Here is a 24373-nt window from a genome sequence, read left to right on the forward strand (position 1 = left end):
GCATGAAGATTCCGAAATCCATTCTGATCGATCCCGATCGCAACGAGACCTACGGCACCTTCGCCGTCGCGGTTTCCATGGTCGCTTTCGCCTACTCGCCCAATTTCGGCCAGATCCTGATCCTCGCCTATTACGCGGTCTGGCTGCCGCTGCTGTTCGTCGATTACCGGCGCTTCACCTGGAGGCTATCCAGCGCCTGGCTGCCCATTCTGCTTGCGGCCTATGTCTGCTTCTCGGTGTTCTGGTCCCAGGCGGCGGGCATCAGCGCGCGCGCAGCGGTGCAATATTCCTCGCATATCGTCTGCGCCTATGTCGCGGCGCGCACAATCAGCGTGCGCACGCTGGTGGTGGGCTCGCTCATCGGCACTTTCATCGTTCTGCTGTATTCACTCGGAGTCGGCGGTTACGCGCTCGACACGATCGACGGCACGGTCAATTTCGTCGGCGCCTTCGGTTCCAAGAACCAGATCGGCTTCTTCTCGTCGCTCGGCATCTTCTTCTGCCTGGCATTCCTTGTCTTCTACCGGCGCAATTGGCTGGGCTTCGTCTGGACCGCGCCGGTCATGCTTTTGTCGGTCTATATGCTGGCCATCGCCCATTCGGCGACGTCGGTGGCTTCGCTGCCGGCGGTGGTCGGCATCGTGATGCTGCTCAGCATGACCAAGGTGTTGTCGCTGCGCTATCGCCGCGTGCTGTTCATCATCGGCGCCGGGGCGCTGGTGACGGGCGTCGCGGCAGCGCTCAACCTTGGCCTGCTGGATTTCGTGCTCGGCATCTTCGGCAAGGATTCGACACTCACCGGCCGCACCTATCTCTGGGAGCAGGGCTGGGCAGCGGCGCAGGAGCATCCGCTGCTCGGTTACGGCTATGCCGCCTATTGGGTGCAGGGTTTTGCCGATCCGGAGCGGTTGTGGGCGGAATTCTATATCTCTACGCGCTCCGGCTTCCATTTCCACAACACCTATGTCGAGACGCTGGTCGAGATCGGCTTCGTCGGCGTCACCTTGCTGGCGCTGGTCATCCTGCGCTCTTTCTACGGTCATGTGTCGAAAGTGGTGTTCGGGGAATGGAGCGCCGATTCGGTGGTGCTTGCCGGCGCGACCGGGCTGATGCTGATCCGCTCCTTCTTCGAGGTCGAGATGCTCGGCCCCTATTTCATGGCGTCCTTCATCGTCTATTACGGCCTGTTCACGCTGACTCCGTTGCCGGCTTTCCGGCGCCGCAGAGTGGCCCTTCCAGCCGAGGACGAGAGTCCTGCCAATGGCCGTATGCCGGCCCCGGTCTGATTGGGGCAACTCCTGGAAGTGGGCGGCGGCGTAAATTCCGGGCGGAGGGTTACGCCGATGGCGCCACCTGACCGCTCACACTTTTCCTGGAATTGCTCTAATCGTGCAACTCCTTGGAAATCGGCGGACCAACCACAAAATCGGAAAAGGTCGCCTCGAAACCTTCGCGTTGCGGCGAGCAGCACATCATGCCGACATCGACCGATTTCGAGATCGGGAAGTAGGCCAGCCGCACCGGTTTCCAGTGGCCATCCGAGGCGTCCAGATATTGGATGCGGATCGCCTCGGCGTGACGGGTCATGCGGATCCTGACGCCATCCTTGCCGGCGGCGATGGCGACCAGCGACCAGTCGGAGGTGTCGTGGGTGACGACGACGGAGAAGTAAGCCAGCCCGTCGGTGTATTCGATGCCGGCCTTGATCCAGTGCGTTTCGCTCAGGCGCAGCATCAACCCCGCCTGATCGTAGAGCACTTTGTAGTCGCCCTTGACGGTGACCTCGGCGCTGAAGTCACGCTCGACGGGACGGTAGAGGAAATGGCCGTCGTCGCGCCAGAAGCCGTAGAAGGTCTCGCGCCAGAAGTCGGTGTCCTTGCCTGTTCGGACGGTGAGCGTCCCCTCGCCGACCGTGTGGTGCGGCGGCGGGTTGAGCCATATCATGTCGGCCACGCTCATCGATCTGCTCCCGGATTGGATCAGCCGGCGAATGTATAGGCGGTTTTCACCGTGGTGTAGAACTCCATCGCGTAACGGCCCTGCTCGCGCGGACCGTAGCTGGAGGCCTTGCGACCGCCGAACGGCACGTGGAAGTCGACGCCGGCCGTCGGCAAATTGACCATCACCATGCCGGCCTCGGAATTGCGCTTGAAATGCGTCGCGTGCTTCAGGCTGGTCGTGCAGATGCCGGAGGTGAGGCCGAACGGCGTGTCGTTGGCGACGCTGAGCGCCTCGTCATAGTCCTTGACGCGGATGACGTTGGCGACCGGGCCGAAAATCTCCTCGCGCGAGATGCGCATTTCGTTGGTAGAGCCGAGGAACAGTGCCGGCCTCAAATAGAAGCCGGGCGTCTCGCGCTCCAACCGCTCGCCGCCGAAGGCGAGCTCGGCGCCTTCCTGGCGGCCGATGGCGATATAGTCCTCGTCCTGCTTGAGCTGGGTCTGATCGACGACCGGGCCGATTTGGGTCTTGGCATCGAGCGCGTCGCCGATGACGAGCTTGTCCAACCGCTCCTTCACCGCATCGACGAAACGGTCGTGGATGCCCTCGGTGACGATCAGGCGTGAGGACGCGGTGCAGCGCTGGCCGGTCGAGAAATAGGCGCCGTTGATCGCGCAATCGACGGCCACCGCGAGGTCGGCGTCATCGAGCACGACAAGGGGGTTCTTGCCGCCCATTTCGAGCTGGAACTTGCGCATATGCTCGACGCTCGCCGCGGCGACACGCTTGCCTGTGCCGACAGAGCCGGTGAAGGAGATGGCATTGACGTCGGGGCTATCGAGCATCGCCTGGCCGACCACCGAGCCTTTGCCCATGACGAGATTGAGCACGCCCTTGGGCAGGCCGGCGCGATGCAGGATATCGACGACGGTCCAGGCGCTTTCGGGAACGAGTTCCGCCGGCTTGAACACGATCGTGTTGCCGTAGGCCAACGCCGGAGCGATCTTCCAGGCGGGAATGGCGATCGGGAAATTCCACGGCGTGATGATGCCGACGACGCCGACGCCCTCGCGCGTCATCTCGACGCCGACGCCCGGCCTGACGCTCGGCACCATCTCGCCCGACAGGCGCAGCGTCTCACCGGCGAAGAAATCGAATATCTGGGCGGCGCGGATCGTCTCGCCGACGCCCTCCGCCAGCGTCTTGCCTTCCTCGCGGGCGAGCGATCGGCCGATCTCGTCTTTGCGCGCCATGATCTCGTCGGAAGTCTTCTTCAGCACGGCGTGACGGGCAAGAGGCCCGGAACGCGACCAGGCAGGGAAGGCCGCCTTAGCGGCGGCGATGGCCTGTTTTGCCTCCTCCGGGCCGGCCGAAGCGTATTCGCCGACGACATCGTTGGTGTTCGAGGGATTGATGTTGCGCGAGCCGGCCTCGCCAAGCCACTCGCCGTCGATCAGGTTCTTGCGCAGCACGGTCATGTTGTTTTCCTTGAGTTTTGGTCCCAACAGCCATCGGCCGGGTCAATTGTCAGACAAAAGATATAGCCATTGCCTGGCAGGAGGTCTACCCGCCTATGCGACAAAGCTAGGACTCAGGTCGAGAACGACCAGAACAGGCAGGCGAGCGTGACCGCGCCGAAGATGACGAAGAACAGGCTTCTGAGCAGGACGTTGCGGCGAAGCTCGTTCATGGTGAGATGCGCCGCTACGATTGCTGCCACGAACAGGAAGCGCCAGTTGAAGAGCCCCCAAAGCACCTCATGCTGGCCGAAGGCCCATCTGGCGGCCAGCGAGCCGACGATGGTCGCGAACAGCATGATCGTCGCCCAGAAGACCGCATCGGCGGCATGCGTCAGCACGATGCCGGCGGCGCGGATCGGCAGGATCATCATCAGCATCGCGCCGAAAAAATAGACGGCGGCGATCGCAAGGAAGGAGCCGGCGTCGGCAATACCGTCGAGACGCTTCACGCCGAACGCGCCATAGGGGTAGCCGTGCCTCGCCACGGCCAATGACAGCGCCATCAGCAAGGCGCTCAGAACCGTGATCAGTGCGAATGTGCCGAGGGCCTTGCTCATGCCTTTTCCTGTCGAGACGAATCAACAGGTGCGATTTTAGCCCAGGGCCTTTCGCCCCGCATCGACGACAGTCTAGCCGATCCGATTTCCGCTCTTCGGATCGAACAGATGCAGCGCAGCCGGATCGGCGGCGAGGCGGATCGTGTCGCCCGGCCTCACATCGCTGCGGCCCATGACGAAGACGCAGACCTGCTGGTTGGACAGCCTGACATAGAACTGCGTCGACAGGCCGAGCGGCTCGACCACCTCGACCTCGGCCTTCAGCGCGCCGTCATCCACGAGCTTGATGTGCTCTGGCCGCAGTCCGATGGTGAGGTCGTCGCCATCGCTCAGCGGCAGGCCATCCGGCAGCCGCAGCTTCTGGCTATCGGCGAGCACGGCATCCGCCTTGCCACCCTTGGCGACCTTAGCCGGCAAGAAATTCATGCCCGGCGAGCCGATGAAGCCGGCGACGAAGGTGTTGACCGGACGGTCGTAAAGCTCCAGCGGGCGGCCGACCTGCTGCACATAGCCGTCATGCATGACGACGATGCGGTCGGCCATGGTCATCGCCTCGACCTGGTCGTGGGTGACATAGACCGAAGTGGTCTTGAGCTGCTGATGCAGCGCCTTGATCTCGGCGCGCATATGGACGCGCAATTTGGCGTCGAGGTTGGAGAGCGGCTCGTCGAACAGGAACACCTTGGGGTCGCGCACGATGGCGCGGCCCATGGCGACGCGCTGGCGCTGGCCACCGGAAAGCTGGCGCGGCAGTCGGCCGAGATAGGCGTCGAGGCCGAGCCGCCTGGCGGCAGCACCTACCCTGCCGTCGATCGTCGTTTTCTCGGCCTTCTTCAAAAGCAGGCTGAAGCCCATGTTGGAGGAGACATCCATATGCGGGTAGAGCGCATAGGACTGGAACACCATGGCGATGTCCCGGTCCTTCGGCGCGACATCGTTGACCAGCCGCTCGCCGATATGGATCTCGCCGCCGGTGACTTCCTCCAGGCCGGCGATCATGCGCAGCAGCGTGGACTTGCCGCAGCCGGACGGGCCGACCAGCACGACGAACTCGCCATCGGCGATCTCGAGATCAACGCCGTGCAGGATGCGCAGCGCGCCGTAATCCTTCTCGACGTTTTGCAGCGTGACGGAAGCCATCTTTTATCCTTTGACCGCGCCGGCGGTGAGGCCGGTGACGAGATAGCGTTGCAGGAAAGCGAAGAAGACGCAGACCGGGATCAGCGCCAGGATGGAGGCCGCCATCATCTGCCCCCAGTCGACGGCGAACTTGCCGATGAAGGTGAGCAGGCCGACGGCAAAGGTCTTCTGCTCGTCGCTGGAGATCAACATCAGCGCGAACAGCAACTCGCTCCAGGCGGCGGTGAAGACGAAGCCCAGCGTCGCGCCCATGCCGGGCAAGGTCAGCGGCACGATCACCCGGCGCATCGCCTGCGCGCGGGTGCAGCCGTCAATCATCGCCGCTTCCTCCAGGTCTTTCGGGATGCCGTCGAAGAAGGACTGCATCAGGAAGGTTGCGAAGGCGGTGTTGAAGGCGGTGTAGATGATGATCAGGCCGATCAGGCTGTTGGTGAGGCCGAGATCGCCCATGATGCGGTAGATCGGCGGAATGACCATGACCAGCGGGAAGGTCTGGGTGAGCAGCAACAGGATCGCCAAAGTCGCCTTGCCGCGGAAAGTGAAGCGCGACATGGCATAGCCGGCAAGCGTGGCGATGACGGTGACAAAGGCGGCCGTCGACACCGAGACGATGACGCTGTTGAGGAAATAGCGCGGAAAGTCTGAGGCCTCGAGCACGGTGGCGAAGTTCTGAAAAGTCGTCTGCGACGGCCAGAAGGTGATGCCTTCGGAATAGAGCAGGCGTTCGGGCGTCACCGAGATCTTCAGCGTCCAGAAGATCGGAAACAGCGCGAAGATCACGTAAGCCGCGATAGCGCCGTAGAGACCGATGCCGCCGAAGATGCGCGAGGAGGTGGAGCGACCGGCGATCATCAGACGTGCCTCACCAGGGTACGGCGGATGGCGATCAGGCCGATGGCGTAGGCGATCAGCAGCACCAGAAGCAGCACCGCAACCGCCGAGGCGTAGCCTTTGTCCAGCGACTTGAAGGCGCTGACATAGATGTAGACCGGCACCGTGCTGGTCGAGCCCGCCGGCCCGCCCTCGGTCATGACGAAGATCAGGTCGGCGAAGGTGGCGATCCAGATGGTGCGCAGCATGACGGTGATGACGATGGTCGGCGCCAGGAAGGGCAGCGTCACCTTGGTGAAGCGCTGCCAGGGCGAAGCGCCGTCGATGGCCGCCGCTTCATGCAACTCGGAGGGGATCGACTTTAGCGCCGCCAGCAGCGTGATGGCGAAAAACGGGATGCCGAACCAGATGTTGGCGACGATCGGCCCCCACATGGCTGTGGCGGGATCGGACAACACGTTCGTCGGCTCCGCCTTCAGGCCAAGCGCGAACAACCAATGCGGCAGTGGTCCGATGATCGGGTTGAACAGCCAGGCCCAGGTGAGGCCTGAGAGAAAGGACGGCACTGCCCAGGGCAGGAACACCACCGCCTGGACGACCTTGCGGCCGTAGAAGGGCTTGTCGAGCAGCAGCGCGAGACCCAGGCCAAGGAAGAACTGGAAGAACAGGCTGGCAACCGTCCACCACAACGTGTTGATCAGCGCCTGGCCGAGCACCTGGTCGGAGAGCATCGCCTGGTATTGGGCAAGGCCGACATATTGCGACTTGAAGGCCGAGAATTTGCGGAAGGAATAGCTGATGCCGATGATCAGCGGCACCAGTAGCACCAGGATCAGCAGGACGATGGCCGGCGATAGATAGAGCCACGGCTCGATCGCGGCCTTGCTCAGCCGTTGCTTTCGCGGCCGGGCGGCGGATCGGATTTCGGAGACGGCGTAGGTCATACGTTTTGGCTCTACGGTGGTGAGTGGGTGCCGGGGACGGCGACAGCGTCCTTCTCCCCGTTCAACGGGGAGAAGATGCCGGCAGGCAGATGAGGGGCAGCGCGAACTTATGAAGGTGTGGCGCCGCCCCTCATCCGTCACTTCGTGACACCTTCTCCCCGTAAACGGGGAGAAGGAAAGAAGCTTACTTCTTGTTTTTCGCCATCCAGTCCTGCTGTTCCTTGGTCAGGAACTTGGCCCATTCGTCGGCGACATCCTTGGCCGGCTTCTGGCCGAGCAGCACTTCCTGAAAATTCTTGATCGCCACCTGGTCGACGAAGTTGCCGAGGTTCTCCAGATGCGTCGGCGGCGTCACCATTTCATATTTGGAGCTGTCGCTGAGCTCGGTGAACCAGCCCTTGAACTGCTCGGTCTTGAAATGCGCGTCCTGGTCAGCGCCATTGTGGATCGGCACGACGCCGACTTCCTTGGCCCATTCCAGATTATCCTTGGGCGACAGCAGCGTCGCCATCAGCTTCCAGGCTTCGTCCTTGTGCTGGGAATTGGCGAACATCGCCCAGCCGGCATAGCCGAGCGTCGGGTAGGATTTGCCGCTCGGACCCACGGGAAGCGGCGCGACCGCAAAGTCGTCGGCGCTCATCTTGTCGGCGATGCCGAGCAGCGCGTCCGGATCCTGGTTGAGCATGGCGCAAGTGCCGGAATAGAAGCCGGTTACCGTCTCGTTGAAGCCCCAGCTCACCGAATCTTTCGGCGCCAGACCGTTCTTGTACATGTCGGCCAGCATCTGCAGGCCCTTGACCGAGCCTTCGTCATTGATGGTCGAGACGCCATCGTCGGTGAAATAGCCGCCCTTGCCGTCGGCGATGTTCATGAACATGTGCATGCCGTTGAAGGCACCAGGGCCGCCGCGCAGGCAGTAGCCGTATTTGCCGGGGATGGCGGAGATCTTCTTGGAGAAGGAGACGAACTCGTCGAGGTTTTCCGGCGGACGGTCGAGGCCGGCTTCCTTGAACAGCTTCTTGTTCCAGAACAGCGCGTTCACATAATAGCCATAGGGGATCATGAACTGGGTGTTGTTGACGGTCGAGCCGAACTGCTTGGCGCGGTCGCCGAGCGTCTTGGCGTCGGGCCATTTGGCCATGAAGGGACCGAGATCCTCGAGCTGGCCGTTGTTCGCGTAGAGGCCCATCCAGCGTTCGGGCATTTCGACCACATCGGGCGTGTCGCCGGCCTGCACCATGGTGAGGAACTTTTCGAAGGCCTGGCCCCAGGGCAGCGAGACCACCTCCACCTTGATGCCCGGGTTCGCCGTCTCGAATTCGGCAATCTGCTTCTTCAGGAATTCGGTGCGCGGCGGGCTGGTGATGACCTCGACCAGCTTGATGGTGGTGTCGGCCAGCGCGCCGCTGGCGGAAATCGCCAGGCCGGCCACGGCGGCAAACATGAAGGTCAGTCTTTTCATCTTCAGGACTCCCATTTTTGGACGACTATTTTTTTGATTTGTCGAAGGCTCTACTTTTGTCGAAGGCTTGGGCGATGTCGGCCCAGAGGTCCTCGACATTTTCCAATCCGACATTGAAGCGGATGGTTCGGGGGCTGACGCCGAAGCGCGCCATCGAATTGATGCCCGGCGTCTGCTCGAGCGAGGCTTTTGCCGGCACGACCAGGCTTTCATGGCCGCCCCAGCTGACGCCGATGCGGAAGAACTTCAGCGCGTCGACGAAGGCCGGGATGTCGACATCCTCGGTGACCTCGAAGGAGAACAGGCCGGCATAGCCGGCTAAAGTCTTCTTGCCGGGGTGATTGGAATAGGCGGGGTGGTTGACCCGCTCGACCTTGCCATGCGCCTTCAGCCGCTCGGCAATGATGAGCCCGCTCTTCATGTGATGCGGCAGCCTGAGCGGCAGCGTGCGCAGGCCGCGCAGCAACAGCCAGCCTTCGAAGGGCGACAGCTTGCCGCCAAGCTGCGAATAGGTCTGTTCGTTGATGTGTTTGATATGGGCGGCTGACCCGGCCACCACGCCGGCGACGGTGTCGCTGTGGCCGCCCAGATATTTCGAGGCCGAATGCAGCACCAGGTCGACGCCATGCGAAATCGGCTTCTGGAAGACGGGGGTGGCCCAGGAATTGTCGATGGTGGTGACGATGCCCTGCTCCTTCGCCAGCCGCGTCAGATGCTCCAGGTCCTGCAGCTCAAACATCATCGAGGTAGGGCTTTCGAGGTAGAGCAGCTTGGCGCCGGGAAGCGCCGCGGCAACCGCGTCAGGATCGGAGCCGTCGACATAATCGACCTTGATGTGCAAGCGCGGGAACAGCCGCTCGAACAGGCGGTAGGCGTCGCCGTAGCAGTTGCGCACGGCAACCATGCGCTCGCCGGCACCGACAAAGGCAAGGACCGTGGCGCTGATGGCCGCCATGCCGCTCGAAAAACCGCGCGCGGCCTCAGCGCCCTCCAAGGCGGCGACACGCGCCTCGAACTCCATCACCGTCGGATTGTCGCCGCGCGAATAGATCGGCTGCTTCCTTCTGCCGGCAAAGGTGTCGGCCATATCGGCGTAATTGGCGAAGGTGAAAAGCGAGGTCTGGTAGATCGGCGGCACCACGGCGCCGCCTGGAAACGGATCGTCATGCGCCAGCAACGTCGCCGCCTCGCCGAGATAATCGCCGGCCAGCGGGGCCGGGTCGAAGGTATTGGGCTGCTCGTTCATCTGCGGTCCGAAAGTTTGAGATTGGCGGCACCGCGCTTCAGATCGTCCTCGACGGTGGCGATTAGCTTCAGCGCCTCGGCGCGCGCGCCGTCCGGATCATGCGCGGCGATGCGGTCGAAGATGGTGCGGTGATAGGGAAAGCTGGCGTGGCCGAAGTCGCGCACGCCGAGCGGATGCTCCCAGAAGCGGTGGAAGAGCTCATGCATGGCGCTGATGATCTGCTCGAACAGCGGATTGCCCGATGCGCGGTAGACCGCCTGGTGGAACTCCCAGTCCTCCTCCGAGGACATGCCGGCGCGGGTGCGGAAGGCATCTTCCATGATGTCGAGCTTGCGCTCGATCTCGGCGATCTCGGCCTTGCCGCCGCGGATGGCGCAAAGGGCGGCCGCCTCGGCCTCAAGGGCCCGGCGGATCTCCAGTGTGCGCATCAGGCCGGCGAAATCATTGCCGCCAGACAGCGTCAGCGGCATGTGCAGCATATCAGGCGAAACGGCGGCCTTGAGGTAGGTGCCCGAACCCTGCCGCCGCTCGACAAGGCCGAGGCCTTCCCAGCGCGTCAGCGCCTCACGCACCGTGTTGCGGCTGACCTTGAGGCGTTCGGCGAGGATGCGCTCCGTCGGCAGCTTCTCGCCGGGACCCAGAGCCTCCTGCCGCACGAATCCCGCCAGGGCCTTCAACACCGCGTCGTCGCGCGCCGTCGTCTGGATGGGGGGTAGGAAATCGGTCACGCCGGCTGGGCCTAAAAGTGGTTCAATGGTCCAACCAATTTCTGCACATGCGGAAAGATGAGTCAACAACCGAAACCAGGCCCGAATGGCGATTCTTCCGTTACAAGGCGGAATGGTAAGTCGGCAAATCGTCCTTACAACACCGCCGGCAAAGCTCCGATGGCGGCAAGGCCGGTTTCTGTCAGTGCATAGATGCCGCGCTCGGCGCGGGCGAACCAGCCATAGTAATTGTGCTGCAGGATGCTGGCGGCGCGCGGCGAAAGCGCCTTGAGGTCGCGCGGCCGTTTCGGGCCGTTGGCCATGGCGGCTGCGCAGGCCAGCGCCTCCTGGCGGTAGGCGGTCATGATCGGCTTCTTGCGCGTGCTGCCGCCGATCGATGGGTCGCCTTTGCGGCGATGGTGCTCCTCGACCAGGCGCGAGCGCCGGCGCGGGTCGCGGCGCGGCGGCAAGGCGGCGGGACTGAGCAGCAATTCCACCTCGCCCTTCTTGCCGACGCCCAGCAGGCCGAAGCCGAGACGGCGGCAGAGCGCGCGGAAGCGACGGTCGTGCTCACGGCCCTTGCCGCGCGCCGACATATAGGCGGCGAGCCACACTTCGTCACAGGCCGCCGCGCGATCGACGGCCTGCAGGACGAGCTCGAGGTTGAATTGCAGCTTGAGCTCGCAAATGACGACGACCTCCGGCTCGCCCGCGCGCAGGCCGACCACGTCGCAGCCGCCGATCTCGCCCTTGACGGCGAAATCCATGCTCTCGAGGAACCGCTTTACCGGCTCGTAGAGGGAGGTTTCCTGCATGGCAGAGGCATAACCGATTCGCAGCGGTCCGGCACGCGGGCCACCCCATGTCAGCCGCGATGCAGATAGTCTTCGATCGACTTGGCCTTCATCTCGATCGAGAAGCCGGGCGCACGGGGCGGCATATAGGCGGCGTTGCGGATCACGCAGGGTTCCAGGAAGTGCTCGTGCAGGTGGTCGACATATTCGATGACCCGGCCATCCTTGCTGCCGGACACGGCGACATAGTCAATCATCGACAGATGCTGGACATATTCGCACAGGCCGACGCCACCGGCATGCGGCCAGACCGGCAGGCCGAATTTGGCGGCGATCAGCAGCACCGCCAGCACCTCGTTCAACCCGCCCATGCGGCAGGAATCGATCTGCACGACGTCGATCGCGCCGCCGGCGATGAACTGCTTGAACATGATGCGGTTCTGGCACATCTCGCCGCTCGCGACCTTGATCGGAGCGATAGCCTTGCGGATCTTCGCGTGGCCGGCGACGTCGTCGGGACTGGTCGGCTCCTCGATGAAGAAGGGCTTGGCGAAGGCGAGGTCCTTGAGCCAGTCGATCGCCTGGTCGACCTCCCAGACCTGGTTGGCGTCGATCATCAGGTAACGGTCCGGGCCGATCACTTCGCGGGCGATCCTGAGACGGCGGATGTCGTCGGCGCGGTCGCGGCCGACCTTCAGTTTGATGTGGTTGAACCCATCGTCGACCGCTTCCTGGCAGAGGCGCCTGAGCTTGTCGTCGGGATAGCCGAGCCAGCCGGCCGAGGTGGTGTAGCAGGCATAGCCTTCGCGCTCGAGCTTAGTGATGCGCTCGGCCTTGCCGACTTCGGCCCTCTTCAAAATCTCCAGCGCCTCGGCCGGCGTGACGGCGTCGGTGAGGTAGCGGAAATCGACGATGCGCACGATCTCTTCCGGGCTCATCTCGGCGGCCAGGCGCCAGACCGGCTTGCCGGCTTCCTTGGCCCAGAGATCCCAGACCGCGTTGACCACCGCGCCGACGGCAAGATGCATGGCGCCCTTGTCCGGCCCGATCCAGCGCAGCTGGCTGTCGCCGGTCACGTGGTGCCAGAAGCGGCCGGGATCCTCTTTCACCCAGTCGAGGTCGAGCCCGACGACGAGGTGGCGCAGCGCTTCGATCGCCGCGCAGCAGATCTCGTTGCCGCGGCCGATGGTGAAGGTGAGGCCATGGCCTTTCAGCGACGGGACATCGGTGTCGAGAATGACATAGGCGGCCGAATAGTCCGGGTCCGGGTTCATCGCGTCCGAGCCGTCGAGGCTTTGCGATGTCGGGAAGCGGAGATCGAAGGTTCTGAGGTCTGTGATTTTTGTCATTGCTGCCTCATAAACTAGCTCGCCTCGTAACTGGATTGCCGCCGTCGCTTAACCTGGGTACCACGGTCTCAGATCGACCAGCCGCCGTCGATATTATAGGCCTGCCCCGTCGTATAGGTGGCGCCGGCGAGATAGACGGCGAGGTCGGCGATCTCCTCCGGCGTGCCGATCCTGCCCATCGGCTGGCGGGAGATGAAGGCCGCGCGCGCCGCCTCATAGTCGCCCTGTGCCTGCATGCGGCCCTGAAGCGAGGGGCTCTCGACGGTGCCCGGGCAAATGGCATTGCAACGTATGCCCTTGGCGACATAGTCGGCGGCAATCGATTTTGTCAGGCCGATCACGGCCGCCTTGGTCACGCCATAGGCAAAGCGGTTCGGCACGCCCTTCGGCGCGCCGGCGACGGAGGCCATGTTGATGATCGAACCATCGCCACACTCCAGCATGCCGGGCAGCACGGCGCGGATGGTGCGGATCATGGCGCGGACATTGAGATTGAAGGCAAAGTCGAGATCCTCGTCCTTCATCTCCAGGATCGAGCCGGCATGGACGAAGCCGGCGCAGTTGAACAGCACGTCGACTTGGCCGATCTCGGCGAAAGCCGCCTTCACGGCGTCGTCGTTCAGCACATCGAGTTTTCGCGTCGTAATGCCGTGCCCTTTGCCGAGGTCGGCCAGGGCCGTCTCGTTGATGTCGGTGGCGTGGACGATGGCGCCGGCCTTGGCGAAAGCCAGCGCGCTTGCCCGTCCGATGCCCTGCGCGGCCGCCGTGACGACCACGACCTTGCCAGTGATATCCGCCATGTTCTTGTCTCCCTGTTCAGCCGGGCCGTCGCTCGACGATATAGATGTGATCCGCCGCCAGCACGACCTCGTCGCGCTGGTTCAAAACCTCGACGCGTTCGATGACGCGCCCCGCGTTTGGCCGTTTCGGGTCGTCTTCCTTGGCGGCGATGGTGGTGCGCGTGCGGATCGTGTCGCCGATGAAGACCGGCTTGATGAAGCGCAGCCGGTCGTAGCCGTAGGAGAAGGCGACGGGATTGACGATGCTCGCCGTCAGCCCGACGCCGACCGAGAAGACCAGCGTGCCATGCGCGATGCGCTGGCTGAAGGGCGTCGTCTTCATGAACTCGGCATCCATGTGATGCGGGAAGAAATCGCCGGTGTGGCCCGCATGGACGACGAAGTCCGTCTCCGTAATGGTGCGGCCGCTGGTGAGGCGCGACGAGCCGATCTCGTACTCCTCGAAATAGGTGGTCTGTTCCATGTCCGGCCTTACGGCTTTGCGGCCAGCGGCGTCGCCGGCGCGGCACTCGATTTGTAGGCGGCCTCGACCAGCGCCATGGTGTGCCAGGCATCCTCGACGGAGCTGACCAGTTCGGCGTCTTCGCCGGATGCGAAGCGCTGGACGTTGGCCATTCGGCCGACAAAGGCATCAGGGAACCATTCGCCGGCGAGCGGCACGGCGACCCAATCTGACCCGCCTTTCGGATAGATTTCCAGAATATCAGGCTCGCCGCGCGGATAATCGAGGTTGAGGCCGAGCTTGACATAGGCCGCGCCCTCGGTGCCGCAGATGCGGAACTCGCAGGCCTGGTAGCGGCGCCCGAATTTGTGGTCGTGGTTGATCGAGAGCGCGCAGCGCACCGTGTCGCCATAGTCCAGTATGGCGCTGGTGCGCGTCTGCGCCACCTTGTGGTTGGGGTGGCCGAGCGTCTTGGCGTGCACGCCCAGCGGATTGCCGAGAAGCTGGCGGATCAGGTCGAGATAATGGATCGAATGCATGGCGATCTCGACGCGCGGCGCCTTGAGCAGGAATTCCCATAGCTGCCAGGGCGTGTCGAGCGCCAGAAGCGCGTCGAAATCCACCACCTCGCCCAGCCAGCCCTTGGCGATCGCGTCCTTCAGCGCCAGCATCATCGGCGCGAAACGGAGTTGGAAATTGACCGCCGCTTTGAGCTGCTTGGCGCGGCAGATTTCGAGGATTTCCGTCGCTTCGCCGAGATAATTGCCCATCGGCTTCTGGATCAGCGCCACCGCCCCATCCGGCAAAGCCTTCAGCACCTCGGCATGCCGGCCCGGCGGGGTGGCGAGATCGAAGATCACGTCCTTTACCGCAGCCGCTTCCTCGACCGAACGGAACGCCGTCACGCCCCATGCCTCGGCGAGTTTTTGCGCCTTGGCCTGGTCCGGATCGTAGAGGCCGGAAATCGGGAAGCCGGCCTTACGATAGGCGGGGAAATGCGCATCGCCGACGATCGAGCCGGCGCCGAACGTGACAATCGGGCGCGGTTCTAAAGGCTTCGGCCAGGACTGCGCCAGCGATGCCGGATCAAAGGAATCAGTCATAATGGAAGACCTCGTCCATCGAGGCCCACCACTCGCCTTCCTTTCGCGTCTCCAGCGGCTCCTGGCAAGGCATGCACACGGCCCACCATTCCTGCGTCTTCGGGTCGGCGGCCATCTTGGCCATGTCGGCGGCGTAGTCGGAGCCGTGATATTCGAAATAGGAGAAAAGCAGGTTTTCCGGCCGCTTCAGGTAGATCGAATAGTTCTTGATGTTGCAGGCCGAGATCATGGTCAGCACGTCCGGCCAGACGGCAGCGTGAAGGCGGACATATTCCTCGACCTTCTCGGGCTTCAAGCCCAGCACCATTCCCATGCGATGCATATCAGCCTCCCTATTTCGCAATCGCCGTGGTGAACTCGGCGATGCTTCTTGCCTTCACGGCGTCCCAGTCCCAGTCGATGCCGATGCCGGGCTCGCTGGGCGCCAGTGCATGGCCATTCTCGATGCGCATCTTGGCGCCCGTCAACTCGTCGAGCTGCGGAATATATTCGACATATTTGCCGTTCTGGATGGCGCAGACCAGGCTGACATGCAGTTCCATCAGGAAATGCGGGCAGACCGGCATGTCGAAAGTTTCCGCGGCGTGGGCGACTTTCAGCCAGGGGGTGATGCCGCCGATGCGGCCGACATCGACCTGGACGATGTTGCAGCCGCCCTTCTGCATGTATTCGCGAAAATGTCTGATCGAATAGAGCGACTCGCCGACCGCGATCGGCGTGGTGGCCGAGTTCGACAGCCGCACATGGCCGTCGATGTCGTCGGCCGGCAGCGGCTCCTCGATCCAGGCAAGATCGAGATCGCGCAACCGCTCGGCGCGGCGGATCGCCTCGTCGACGGAAAAGCCCTGATTGCAGTCGGTCATGATCTCGTAGCCGTCACCGACCGCCTTGCGCACCGCTGACAGCCGTGAAAAATCCTCGGAACCGTGCGGCTTGCCGATCTTCACCTTGGAGCCGGTAAAGCCCTTGGCCTTCGCTTCCAGTGCATCGTCGACCAGTGCCTGCGTCTCGATATGCAGCCAGCCGCCCTCTGTCGTATAGAGCGGGCAGCGGTCCTTGGCGCCGCCGGCGAGCTTCCAGAGCGGCAGGTTCTGCTTCCTGGCGCGCAGGTCCCAAAGGGCGGTATCGATGGCGGCGAGCGCGATCGCGGTGATGGCGCCGATGGTGGTGGCGTGGGTGGCGAATTCGAGCTCGTGCCAGATCGCCTCGATCTGGTCGGCGTCGCGGCCGATCAGGCGCGGCGCGAGATGGTCGGTCAGAAGCCGCATCACCGATGAGCCGCCGGTGCCGATCGTGTAGCTGTAGCCGGTGCCCGATGCGCCGTCGGCATCGGTGATGGTGACGATCGGCGTCTCCTGGCTGACGAAGCTTTGGATGGCGTCGGTGCGCTTCACCTTCGGCACGAGGTCGACCATGCGCAGCTCGATTTTCTCGATTTTCGCCATGTCAGCTCCTCAGCGATTTGCCGGTTTCGGCGGAGAACAGATGTGCGCGGCTCAGGTCGAAGCTCATGCCGATCCTGTCGCCGGCTTTCAGCGGCTTCGGATTGAGCATGCGCGAGACCCAATCGGTGCCGTTGAACTCGGCGAAGACCAGCGTTTCATTGCCGAGCGGCTCGGTGATGCTGACCGGCAGCTCGACGCGGTGGACTTCGGCTTCGCCGCCCGAGCTCAAGCCATGGCCCGTCGGATAGAAATCATCCGGGCGGATGCCGGACACGACCTTGTCGCCGGCAGCCGCCTTCGACTTGAACTGGCCAGGCAAAGGCAAGCTGTCGCCGCCGCTGAACACCAGACTGCCGTCGCTCACCGTCGCCTCATGCAGGTTCATCGGAGGCGAGCCGATGAAGCCGGCGACGAAGCGGGTGGCGGGCCGGCTGAACACCTCGCCCGGCGTGCCGACCTGCTCGATATGGCCTGAGCGCATGATGACGATGCGATCCGCAAGCGTCATCGCCTCGACCTGGTCGTGGGTGACGTAGATGACCGTCGACTTCACCTTGGCGTGCAGCTTCTTGATCTCGGTGCGCATCTGCGTGCGCAGCTTGGCGTCGAGGTTGGAGAGCGGCTCGTCGAAGAGGAACACGTCCGGATCGCGTACGATGGCGCGGCCCATGGCGACGCGCTGGCGCTGGCCGCCGGAAAGCTGCGAGGGGCGGCGCTCAAGCAGCTCGTCGAGGCCGAGGATGGCGGAGGCTTCGGCAACGCGCCGGTCCATGTCATCCTTGGCCGCACCCGCGATCTTGAGCGAGAAGCCGAGGTTCTCGCGCACCGTCATGTGCGGATAGAGCGCATAGGACTGGAACACCATGGAGATGTTGCGCGAGCGCGGCGGCAGGTCGTTGACCATGCGCCCGCCGATGTCGATCATGCCGCCGCTGATGTCCTCGAGGCCTGCGATCATGCGCAACGTCGTCGATTTGCCACAGCCAGACGGGCCGACCAGCGCGATAAATTCGCGGTCGGCGATCTCGAGATCGATGCCGTGCACGATCTCCATGTTGCCGTAGCGCTTGGTGAGCTGTTTCAGCGAAACCGTTGCCATGGCATTCAACCTTTCACCGCGCCGGAGGTCAGGCCGCCGACGAGATGCTTCTGGACGATATAGGTGAGGGTCAACGCCGGAATGATCATCACCACGGTCAGCGCGCACATGCCGCGCCAGTCGATGGTGAACTCGGCCGTATAATCGAGCAGCCCGACCGGCAGCGTCTTGGAATTAACGGAACGTGTAAGCTGCGAGGCCAAAGCGAACTCGTTCCAGCAGGTGAGGAAGGCGAAGATCGCGGCCGAGGCGATACCCGGGCGCGCCAGCGGGAATTCGACCTGCCAGAAGGCTTGCCAACGCGTGCAGCCGTCGATCTGGGCTGCTTCGGCAAGGTCCTTCGGCACCTGGCGGAAGAAGCCGTCGATCAGCCAGATCGTGAACGGCACGTTGAGCGCGACATAAGCGAGGATCATGCCGATATGGGTGTCGATGATGCCCAGCCGCACATAGAGGAAAAACAAAGGCAGCGAGAGCGCGATGCCGGGCACGGTGCGCGTCAGCATCAGGCCGAGGAACATGCCCGACTTGCCGCGGAAACGGTAGCGCGCGAAGGCATAGCCGCCGGCCATGCCGATGGCCACAGCGATCACCGTCGAGGTGACGGAGATGATCAGCGAGTTGCGGAAATAGTCGAGCACCGGGATGCCGCCTTTGCCGATGCCGCTGAACATGGCGATATAGGCATCGAAGGAGAGCTGCTGCGGGATCCAGACCGGCGGCTTGGCCATGATCTCGACCGTGGGCCTGAGCGACGACAGGACGATCCAGATGCCCGGCAGGCAGATGACCAGCATGGCGAGGAACAGGCCGACACGATGCGCGCCGGTGAGCGCGCGGCGCATGAGGCGGGCGGAGGCGTTCTCGTCCATCCTCACCACTCCGCGCCGATTTGCGCGCGCGCCGCGGCGAGCTTGTTGTAGAAATAGATGGTGAAGGCGATCGACAGCAGGATCGAGAAATAGGCCATGGCGTTGGCGAGGCCCATGCGCGCGTCGCTATAGGCGGTGCGCCCGACCAGCGTCCACAAAAGCTCGGTGCGGCCGGCCGGGCCGCCGTCGGTCATGATCTTGACGATGTCATAGGCGCGCGCGACGTCGAGCGAGCGGATCGTCATGGCGATATAGGCGAAGGGCATGACGAAGGGCCAGATGACATAGCGGAAGGTCTGCCAGGGCGTGCAGCCGTCGACGCGCGCCGCCTCGATCGGCTCCTTGGGCATGGCGAGCAGTCCGGCCAGGATCAGGATGGCGAAGATCGAGGTCGACGACCAGATCTCGGCGATCCCGATGGCGATGAAGGCGAGATGGCCTTCAATCAGCCACGGGATCGCATCCTGTGTGATGCCCAACGACTGAAGCGCGTTGTTCACCAGGCCGATATTGTCGTTGAACATGAATTTGAACTGAAAGCCGACCAGGATCGGCGAGAACATCATCGGGAACATCATCAGCGTGCGCAGGACACGCTGGCCGCGCGTCGCCTTCTCGACCAGCATCGCCAGGCCGAGGCCGAGCAGCATTTCGAGGTTGAGCGCGATGGTGAGCAACAGAACGGTGCGGCCGAAGGCCCACCAGAAATCCGCATTGGACAGGATCGACAGATAATTCCTGAAGCCGACGAAGACGAAGAAGGTTTCGGGCCGCGTCAGCCGGAACGGCGTTAAGCTGGAATAGAGCGACAGGATCAACGGCACCACCACCACCGCCGCCAGCACGACGATGGCCGGGAGCAGCAGCAGAAACGGCGCGGATGGCTTGAAGCCCTTCATCGGGACCCTGTGAAAGAAACGACTGAGCCAGCCCGGCCGAAGCCTGGGGTGAGATTTGAGCAGCCGCAAAGGCTGCGGCCTCCCCGGTTTGGCGGGGAAGCGATTTGCGAGCGCGATGCCTAGAGCTTGCCGGCGTCCTGGAGGATCTGCGTCGCCTTGGCGGCGGCTTCGTCCAAGGCCTGCTTGGACGTCTTGTCGCCAAGGATCGCCGCCTGCAGTTCGGGGTAGACGGCGTTGGAGATCTCGATCCACTCAGGCGTCTGCGGCACGGCGAAGGCGTGCTTGGCTTCCTCCTGGAAAGCGGCAAGGACCTCGTTCTTGTAAGGATCGTTTTCAGCCTGCTTCAGATCCCAGTCCCAGACCGCGGTGCGGGTCGGCAGCGGGCCGGCGGCGGCTTCGAGCTTCTGGCTTTCCTCGTTTGTCAGCCACCAGACGAGCGAAGCCGCGGCTTCCTTGTTCGGGCAGTTCCCGGTCACCGAGAAGCCGTGGAAACCCGACCAGCCGGTGCGCTTGCCGGAAGACCCCTTGGGCGCCACCTTCACGCCGACATTGCCGGCGACCTTCGAGGACTTCGGGTCGTTGAAGAAACCGGCCCAGCCCGGCCAGTCGAGATTGATCGCCACGGTGCCCGAGGCGAAGCCCTGGCCGAGATCGTCCCAAAGATAGTTCGTGGTGCCGGCCGGCACGGCCTTGGCCTTGTAGAGGTTGACGAACCAGTCCAGCGCGCGGATGCCCGCCTCGGAGTTGAAGACGGGCTTGCCGTCCTTGTCGAGATATTCGCCGCCCTCGGCGACCACCATCTCGTAGAAGCGGCCGTTGATCGCCTCTTCCTTACCGGCGAACTGGGTGCCGTAGAAATTGGGCGGGTTGGCGAAGAACTCGGCCTGGTCGGTCACTTGCTTCCAGGTGTCCGGCGGCGCAAGGTCGTAGCCGTATTTGGCCTTGAACTTGGCCTTGTTGTCGGCGTTCTCGTAGAGGCTCTTCTGGTAATAGAGCGCCGAGACGTCGAACTGCGCGCGCGGCAACATTTCCAGCTTGCCGTCGACGGTCGCGGCCTTGATCGTCGACGGCACGAAAGCGTCGATCTCTTCCTTCGGCAAGAGCTTGCTGAGGTCGGTGTAAAGGCCGGTATATTGCGGCGCGAAGGACGAATGGTTCCAGCCTACGCACCAGTTGGTACTGCCCGAGGCGATGTCCGACTTCAGTTCCTTGTCGATGTCGAAGCCGTTCTTCTTGGTCAGGATGTTGACCTTGGCGCCGGTCGCCTTCTCCCACTCGGGGATGCGCTCGTAGAGCTTTTCATATTGCTGGCCACCGATCAGCTTCACGTCGATCGTCACGCCCGGAAATTTGCCGGGCAGATCGGCCGAAAAAGCCGCGCCGCTCAGCAGCAGGCCAGCCAGGCCGGCGGAAATGCCTAGAACCAGTCTCGTCATGTTCTCCTCCCATGGGCTTGCATCGACGGCCCGCCGAGTGCGCAACCGATCGCTCGAGCTTCATTCATATGCAAATAGCATTTTCATTCCCGGGTCAAGGCGATTATGCTTCCCGCCGAGTGAAGTTCATGCATATATGCAGATCAAAATTCACTGGAGGGGCAGGTGGCAGAGGAAGAAGATGGGGACCGCTACCGCGCGCCGGCGCTCGACAAGGGCCTGGACATCCTCGAGCTCTTGTCCAGCGTGGACGGGGGGCTGACGCAGGCGGAGATCGCTAAGCGGCTCGATCGCAGCCCGAACGAGTTCTACCGCATGCTCGACCGCCTGGTGCGGCGCGGCTATGTCACCAAGATCGACGGCGACCGCTATTCGCTGACGCTCAAGCTTTTCGGCCTCGCGCAATTGCACGCGCCGGTGCGGCGGCTGGTGTCCTATGCGACACCGATCATGCGGGAACTGGCAGAGACGTCATGGCAGGCCAACCAGCTGGTGGTATTCGACCGCGGCGCCGCGGTGGTCATTGCCCAGCAGGAAGCGCCGCGCTACTGGGGCATCTCGATCCGCGTCGGCTCGCATATCAGCCTGTTCGACACCGGCTCCGGCCATGTGCTGCTTGCCTTCCGCTCGCCCGAAGAGCGCAAAATGATGATCGCCGAGCATCTGCAGAGCACCGAACAGTTCAACCTGACGCCGGAGTTCTTCGCCCGCCTCGACCAGGTGCGCGACCGCGGCTACGAGATGATGGCCTCGCTGCAGACCGCCGGGGTTTATAACTTGTCGACGCCGGTGTTGGGCCCGGACGGCAGGGCCATCGCGGCCCTGACCATCCCCTATATCACCCTCGTCAACGCCCCCACGGCGCCGGACATCACACTGACGATTCGGCATCTGCAGGGTGCTGCCGCCAGGCTCTCGCAGCTTGCCGGGTCCGATGTGCCGCAATCGTCGTAATTTCTTATTTGAATAATGGATTTTTCAGCGGGATAGTATCTTAGAGCGGATGAACTCAAAAGCAGCCGGTCATCCCGCTCTAATGCTTTATTTTTTTGGAGGATGATCTTATCCGAAAAGTCTGCAACTTTTCGGGATCATTCTCCAGGCCAGGGAGGATAGGCCGTCATGATCATCGACACTCATCTGCATCTGATCGACCAGAGCGCGCTTCGCTATCCGTGGCTGGCCGGTGTGCCGGCGCTGAACCGCGATTTCTTCTATGAGGAATACGCCGCCGATGCGCGGCGCTCAGGCATCGAGGGCGTCCTGCATATGGAGGTCGATGTCGACCCGGCCGACATCGTTGCTGAGACCGCTTATGTGAAGTCGGTTGCCCGCCGGGCTGGCAGCCTGCTTCGTGGAGCGATCGCCGCCTGTAGGCCGGAAGAGGCCGGTTTCGACGCCTATCTGGAGAGGGTCAAGGCCGACCCGTTCGTCAAGGGATTCCGCCGCGTGCTGCATGTCGTGCCCGACGACCTGTCGGAAGGGACGCTGTTTCGCCAGAACATCAAGCGCCTGGCCGGCACCGGCCTGACCTTCGATCTGGTGGTGCTGCCGCATCAAATCCCGAAGGCGATGGCGCTCGCCGACCTCGCGCCCGACGTGCAGTTCGTCCTCGATCATTGCGGCGTGCCCGACATCAAGGGCAATGCCGAGCATCCGTGGCGCGAGCATATGGAAGCCATCGCCAAGCGTCCAAATGTCGTCGGCAAAATCTCCGGCGTCGTCGCCTATGCCGATCCGGTGACCTGGACAGTCGAGACGCTCCGACCCTATGTCGAGCACACGATAGGCTCGTTCGGCTGGGACCGGGTGATCTGGGGCAGCGACTGGCCGGTCTGCACTCTGGGCGGCGGGCTGACGACATGGATTGCCGCCACGCACGCGCTGCTTGCCGGCGCAAGCGACTCGGAGCGGACACGGCTGCTCTCCGGCAATGCGCGCCGGCTTTGGCGCCTTGGCTAGGCTACGAGAACTCGCCTGCAACTAGTCGCCGTCAGCGAGCATTTGCGCCGGCACACCGAGTTCTGGCCCGGCGTCAGCGAGCCGCTGATCAAGCGTATATACCGTGGCGCCATGCTCCGATGCGATGGCGAGATGCAGCGCGTCCCCTGCTCGAAGCCCAAGATCGTGCCGATCGGCAAACTTCGCTGCCGCCCGGAACTGCCCACTCGTCACGCCCAGGACGGTAAAGCTTTCGGCGACCAGCCTATTGAACATGGCAAGCACCGCGGCGCGCTGTTCCAGGCTGATTTGTCCGGTGCGGAGCTTGATTGCCATGGCGGACGACATCTCGGTGACTGTCCAGTCACTGATGAGAAGCTGCACCGGGTCCTGTTCCGTAAGCCAAGCCTGAACACGCGGCGTCATCGCTTCGTTGGTCAGCGCCGCGACGACGAGCGACGTGTCGAGATAAAGCATCAGTAGCGATCGCCATCCCGCATCGACCGCACGAGGCCGGCGGCGCTCTGGGACTGGGCCGGCATCCCTGCCGTCAGCGATCGAAGCAGCGCGATATCGATCGGTTTGCGCGGCCGGGCTACGGCAGTGAGCCGCGCGACCGGCTTGCCACGGCGGATGATATCGATCGAATCGCCCGCCTCGACCCGATCGACCAGTTCGCTGAGGTGGGCCTTGGCATCCGCCAGATTGATCGGATTCATGCAACGCTCCTGACCATGTAGATGGTCATATAGCGCATCGGGCTTGGCAATTCCAGATCGATGCTTCGCTGCGATCAGCTGAGAGTAGGCTGACAAGGCGTCGTCTTTGGGGGTCGCTTGAGCGCGACATTATACGAGGGCGACCAGGATCAAATAGCTAGATCGTCGTGCGGACGTGGCGCTCGCGCCCGTAGAGCGAGACCAAGAGCAGGATGACAAGGCCGAGCGCCGCCTGGACCGTCGACGGCCGGAAGCCGAGGCCGATCAGCAGCGTGTTGATTTCGGTCAGCACCAGGACGCCGGCGATGGTGCCGAGATAGCTGCCGCGGCCGCCAACCAATGCCGCGCCGCCGACCACGACCGCGGCGATCGTCTGGAACAGATAAGGCTGGCCGACATCGCCATAGGCCGAACCTGTGAAGCCGAGCAGCAGCACGCCGGCAACCGCCGCGAAGAAAGCGCTCGCCGCGTAGGTGATGATCCACATGCGGAGCGGATCGATGAGCGCCAGCGGCGCTGCTTCCGGGTTGCTGCCGACTGCATACAGCCGGCGTCCATAGGGCGTGCGGGCAAGCACCAGCACGATCAGCACCGTCAGCACCACCAGGCAAGGCACCAGCAAGGGCGCGGGCAAGGGACCGACCGAACCGCCTATCGAGACGAAGCGGGACACCGCTTCGGGCGCCGACCCTGACGGAAAACCGCCGGTCCACAACAGCACGGCGCCCTGGACGATCATGCCGATGCCGAGCGTGACGATCAGCGGATGGATGTTGAGCCCGCGCGAGATCAGCCCGTTCAGTGCGCCGATCGCGATGGCAAGTATTCCGACGAGAATGCAGACCAGCGCGAAGTTCCAGCCTTGGCCGTAAAGCTGCGCCGCCACGACATTGGCGAAGCCAATGACGAAGGGGATGGAAAGATCGATGCCGCCGAGGATGACGACCAGCGTCTGGCCGATCGAAGCCACCGCCAGCAGCGAGGCGATGACCAGCAGCGCGCGGATGGCGAAGGGCGCCGAGTAGCCGGGAATGAGCAGCGTGCCGACGATCTGCAGCAGCAGCGCCATCATGAAGGCGCCGGCGATGCGGGCGTTGGTGGACTGGAACCAGTTGCCTGTCATCCG

General features: G+C 63.3%; 26 protein-coding genes. 3 read left to right on the forward strand and 23 right to left on the reverse strand.

What is annotated here, in order from left to right:
• The first annotated feature begins 2 nt into the window (after window positions 1-2).
• On the forward strand, window positions 3-1286 hold the full coding sequence (locus LB553_RS06330) for an O-antigen ligase family protein (RefSeq protein ID WP_224511620.1): 1284 nt from the start codon (window positions 3-5) through the stop codon (window positions 1284-1286).
• A gap of 97 nt (window positions 1287-1383) precedes the next feature.
• On the opposite strand, the gene LB553_RS06335 is transcribed toward LB553_RS06330, so the two are convergent.
• The 20 genes from LB553_RS06335 to LB553_RS06430 all read right to left on the reverse strand — a co-directional run bounded on the left by LB553_RS06335 (window position 1384) and on the right by LB553_RS06430 (window position 20587).
• The gene (locus LB553_RS06335) at window positions 1384-1959 is read right to left on the reverse strand and encodes a DUF1349 domain-containing protein (RefSeq protein WP_224511623.1); all 576 of its coding nucleotides are present in this window, start codon (window positions 1957-1959) and stop codon (window positions 1384-1386) included.
• A gap of 20 nt (window positions 1960-1979) precedes the next feature.
• Complete coding sequence (locus tag LB553_RS06340; RefSeq protein ID WP_224511625.1) at window positions 1980-3419, reverse strand: aldehyde dehydrogenase family protein; 1440 nt, start codon at window positions 3417-3419, stop codon at window positions 1980-1982.
• A gap of 113 nt (window positions 3420-3532) precedes the next feature.
• Window positions 3533-4018 carry a hypothetical protein gene (locus LB553_RS06345; protein WP_224511627.1) on the reverse strand — a complete coding sequence of 162 codons (486 nt, stop codon included), beginning with the start codon at window positions 4016-4018 and terminating at the stop codon, window positions 3533-3535.
• Between the two features lie 72 nt (window positions 4019-4090).
• On the reverse strand, window positions 4091-5158 hold the full coding sequence (locus tag LB553_RS06350; RefSeq protein WP_224511628.1) for an ABC transporter ATP-binding protein: 1068 nt from the start codon (window positions 5156-5158) through the stop codon (window positions 4091-4093).
• Window positions 5159-5161: 3 nt separating this feature from the next.
• Entirely contained in the window at window positions 5162-6010 is an 849-nt protein-coding gene (locus LB553_RS06355; RefSeq protein WP_095769336.1) for a carbohydrate ABC transporter permease, read from the reverse strand.
• Window positions 6010-6933 (reverse strand): carbohydrate ABC transporter permease, encoded by a 924-nt coding sequence (locus LB553_RS06360; protein WP_224511630.1) that lies wholly within the window; start codon window positions 6931-6933, stop codon window positions 6010-6012. Before LB553_RS06360 ends, LB553_RS06355 begins: the two co-directional genes overlap by 1 nt.
• A gap of 184 nt (window positions 6934-7117) precedes the next feature.
• Window positions 7118-8395, reverse strand: a complete 1278-nt coding sequence (locus LB553_RS06365; RefSeq protein ID WP_224511632.1) for an ABC transporter substrate-binding protein — start codon at window positions 8393-8395, stop codon at window positions 7118-7120.
• 25 nt (window positions 8396-8420) lie between these two features.
• Window positions 8421-9641: a PLP-dependent transferase gene (locus LB553_RS06370; RefSeq protein ID WP_224511633.1), complete on the reverse strand. Its 1221-nt coding sequence runs from the start codon at window positions 9639-9641 to the stop codon at window positions 8421-8423.
• On the reverse strand, window positions 9638-10369 hold the full coding sequence (locus LB553_RS06375) for a FadR/GntR family transcriptional regulator (protein WP_224511635.1): 732 nt from the start codon (window positions 10367-10369) through the stop codon (window positions 9638-9640). Before LB553_RS06375 ends, LB553_RS06370 begins: the two co-directional genes overlap by 4 nt.
• Window positions 10370-10503: 134 nt before the next feature.
• A complete protein-coding gene (locus LB553_RS06380) occupies window positions 10504-11163 on the reverse strand; it encodes a DUF2161 domain-containing phosphodiesterase (protein ID WP_224511637.1) in 660 nt (219 codons plus the stop codon).
• A gap of 50 nt (window positions 11164-11213) precedes the next feature.
• Entirely contained in the window at window positions 11214-12491 is a 1278-nt protein-coding gene (locus LB553_RS06385) for an L-fuconate dehydratase (RefSeq protein WP_224511638.1), read from the reverse strand.
• Window positions 12492-12559: 68 nt separating this feature from the next.
• Window positions 12560-13291 carry an SDR family oxidoreductase gene (locus tag LB553_RS06390; protein ID WP_224511640.1) on the reverse strand — a complete coding sequence of 244 codons (732 nt, stop codon included), beginning with the start codon at window positions 13289-13291 and terminating at the stop codon, window positions 12560-12562.
• Between the two features lie 16 nt (window positions 13292-13307).
• Window positions 13308-13754, reverse strand: a complete 447-nt coding sequence (locus tag LB553_RS06395; RefSeq protein WP_224511642.1) for a MaoC/PaaZ C-terminal domain-containing protein — start codon at window positions 13752-13754, stop codon at window positions 13308-13310.
• A gap of 8 nt (window positions 13755-13762) precedes the next feature.
• Window positions 13763-14836 (reverse strand): Gfo/Idh/MocA family protein, encoded by a 1074-nt coding sequence (locus LB553_RS06400; protein ID WP_224511643.1) that lies wholly within the window; start codon window positions 14834-14836, stop codon window positions 13763-13765.
• The gene (locus LB553_RS06405) at window positions 14829-15158 is read right to left on the reverse strand and encodes an L-rhamnose mutarotase (RefSeq protein ID WP_224511646.1); all 330 of its coding nucleotides are present in this window, start codon (window positions 15156-15158) and stop codon (window positions 14829-14831) included. The genes LB553_RS06400 and LB553_RS06405 overlap by 8 nt, the downstream gene beginning before the upstream one ends.
• Before the next feature lie 10 nt (window positions 15159-15168).
• Window positions 15169-16281: a mandelate racemase/muconate lactonizing enzyme family protein gene (locus LB553_RS06410; protein WP_224511647.1), complete on the reverse strand. Its 1113-nt coding sequence runs from the start codon at window positions 16279-16281 to the stop codon at window positions 15169-15171.
• 1 nt (window position 16282) lies between these two features.
• The gene (locus LB553_RS06415) at window positions 16283-17380 is read right to left on the reverse strand and encodes an ABC transporter ATP-binding protein (protein WP_224511650.1); all 1098 of its coding nucleotides are present in this window, start codon (window positions 17378-17380) and stop codon (window positions 16283-16285) included.
• A gap of 5 nt (window positions 17381-17385) precedes the next feature.
• On the reverse strand, window positions 17386-18252 hold the full coding sequence (locus LB553_RS06420; protein WP_224511652.1) for a carbohydrate ABC transporter permease: 867 nt from the start codon (window positions 18250-18252) through the stop codon (window positions 17386-17388).
• 2 nt (window positions 18253-18254) lie between these two features.
• Window positions 18255-19151, reverse strand: coding sequence for a carbohydrate ABC transporter permease (locus tag LB553_RS06425; RefSeq protein WP_224511655.1), 897 nt, complete (start codon window positions 19149-19151; stop codon window positions 18255-18257).
• A 119-nt stretch (window positions 19152-19270) separates the two neighbouring features.
• A complete protein-coding gene (locus tag LB553_RS06430) occupies window positions 19271-20587 on the reverse strand; it encodes an ABC transporter substrate-binding protein (protein WP_224511656.1) in 1317 nt (438 codons plus the stop codon).
• 165 nt (window positions 20588-20752) lie between these two features.
• Between LB553_RS06430 and LB553_RS06435 the strand changes: the two genes are divergently transcribed.
• Window positions 20753-21541 (forward strand): IclR family transcriptional regulator, encoded by a 789-nt coding sequence (locus LB553_RS06435; RefSeq protein ID WP_224511659.1) that lies wholly within the window; start codon window positions 20753-20755, stop codon window positions 21539-21541.
• Between the two features lie 168 nt (window positions 21542-21709).
• On the forward strand, window positions 21710-22549 hold the full coding sequence (locus LB553_RS06440) for an amidohydrolase family protein (protein ID WP_224511660.1): 840 nt from the start codon (window positions 21710-21712) through the stop codon (window positions 22547-22549).
• A gap of 21 nt (window positions 22550-22570) precedes the next feature.
• On the opposite strand, the gene LB553_RS06445 is transcribed toward LB553_RS06440, so the two are convergent.
• The 3 genes from LB553_RS06445 to LB553_RS06455 all read right to left on the reverse strand — a co-directional run bounded on the left by LB553_RS06445 (window position 22571) and on the right by LB553_RS06455 (window position 24370).
• Window positions 22571-23005: a type II toxin-antitoxin system VapC family toxin gene (locus LB553_RS06445; protein ID WP_224511662.1), complete on the reverse strand. Its 435-nt coding sequence runs from the start codon at window positions 23003-23005 to the stop codon at window positions 22571-22573.
• Window positions 23005-23247, reverse strand: coding sequence for a type II toxin-antitoxin system Phd/YefM family antitoxin (locus tag LB553_RS06450; RefSeq protein WP_224511664.1), 243 nt, complete (start codon window positions 23245-23247; stop codon window positions 23005-23007). Before LB553_RS06450 ends, LB553_RS06445 begins: the two co-directional genes overlap by 1 nt.
• A gap of 157 nt (window positions 23248-23404) precedes the next feature.
• On the reverse strand, window positions 23405-24370 hold the full coding sequence (locus LB553_RS06455; protein ID WP_224511667.1) for an ABC transporter permease: 966 nt from the start codon (window positions 24368-24370) through the stop codon (window positions 23405-23407).
• Window positions 24371-24373 lie beyond the last annotated feature (3 nt).

It is taken from the genome of Mesorhizobium sp. CA8 (assembly GCF_020164955.1).
Classification (GTDB): domain Bacteria; phylum Pseudomonadota; class Alphaproteobacteria; order Rhizobiales; family Rhizobiaceae; genus Mesorhizobium.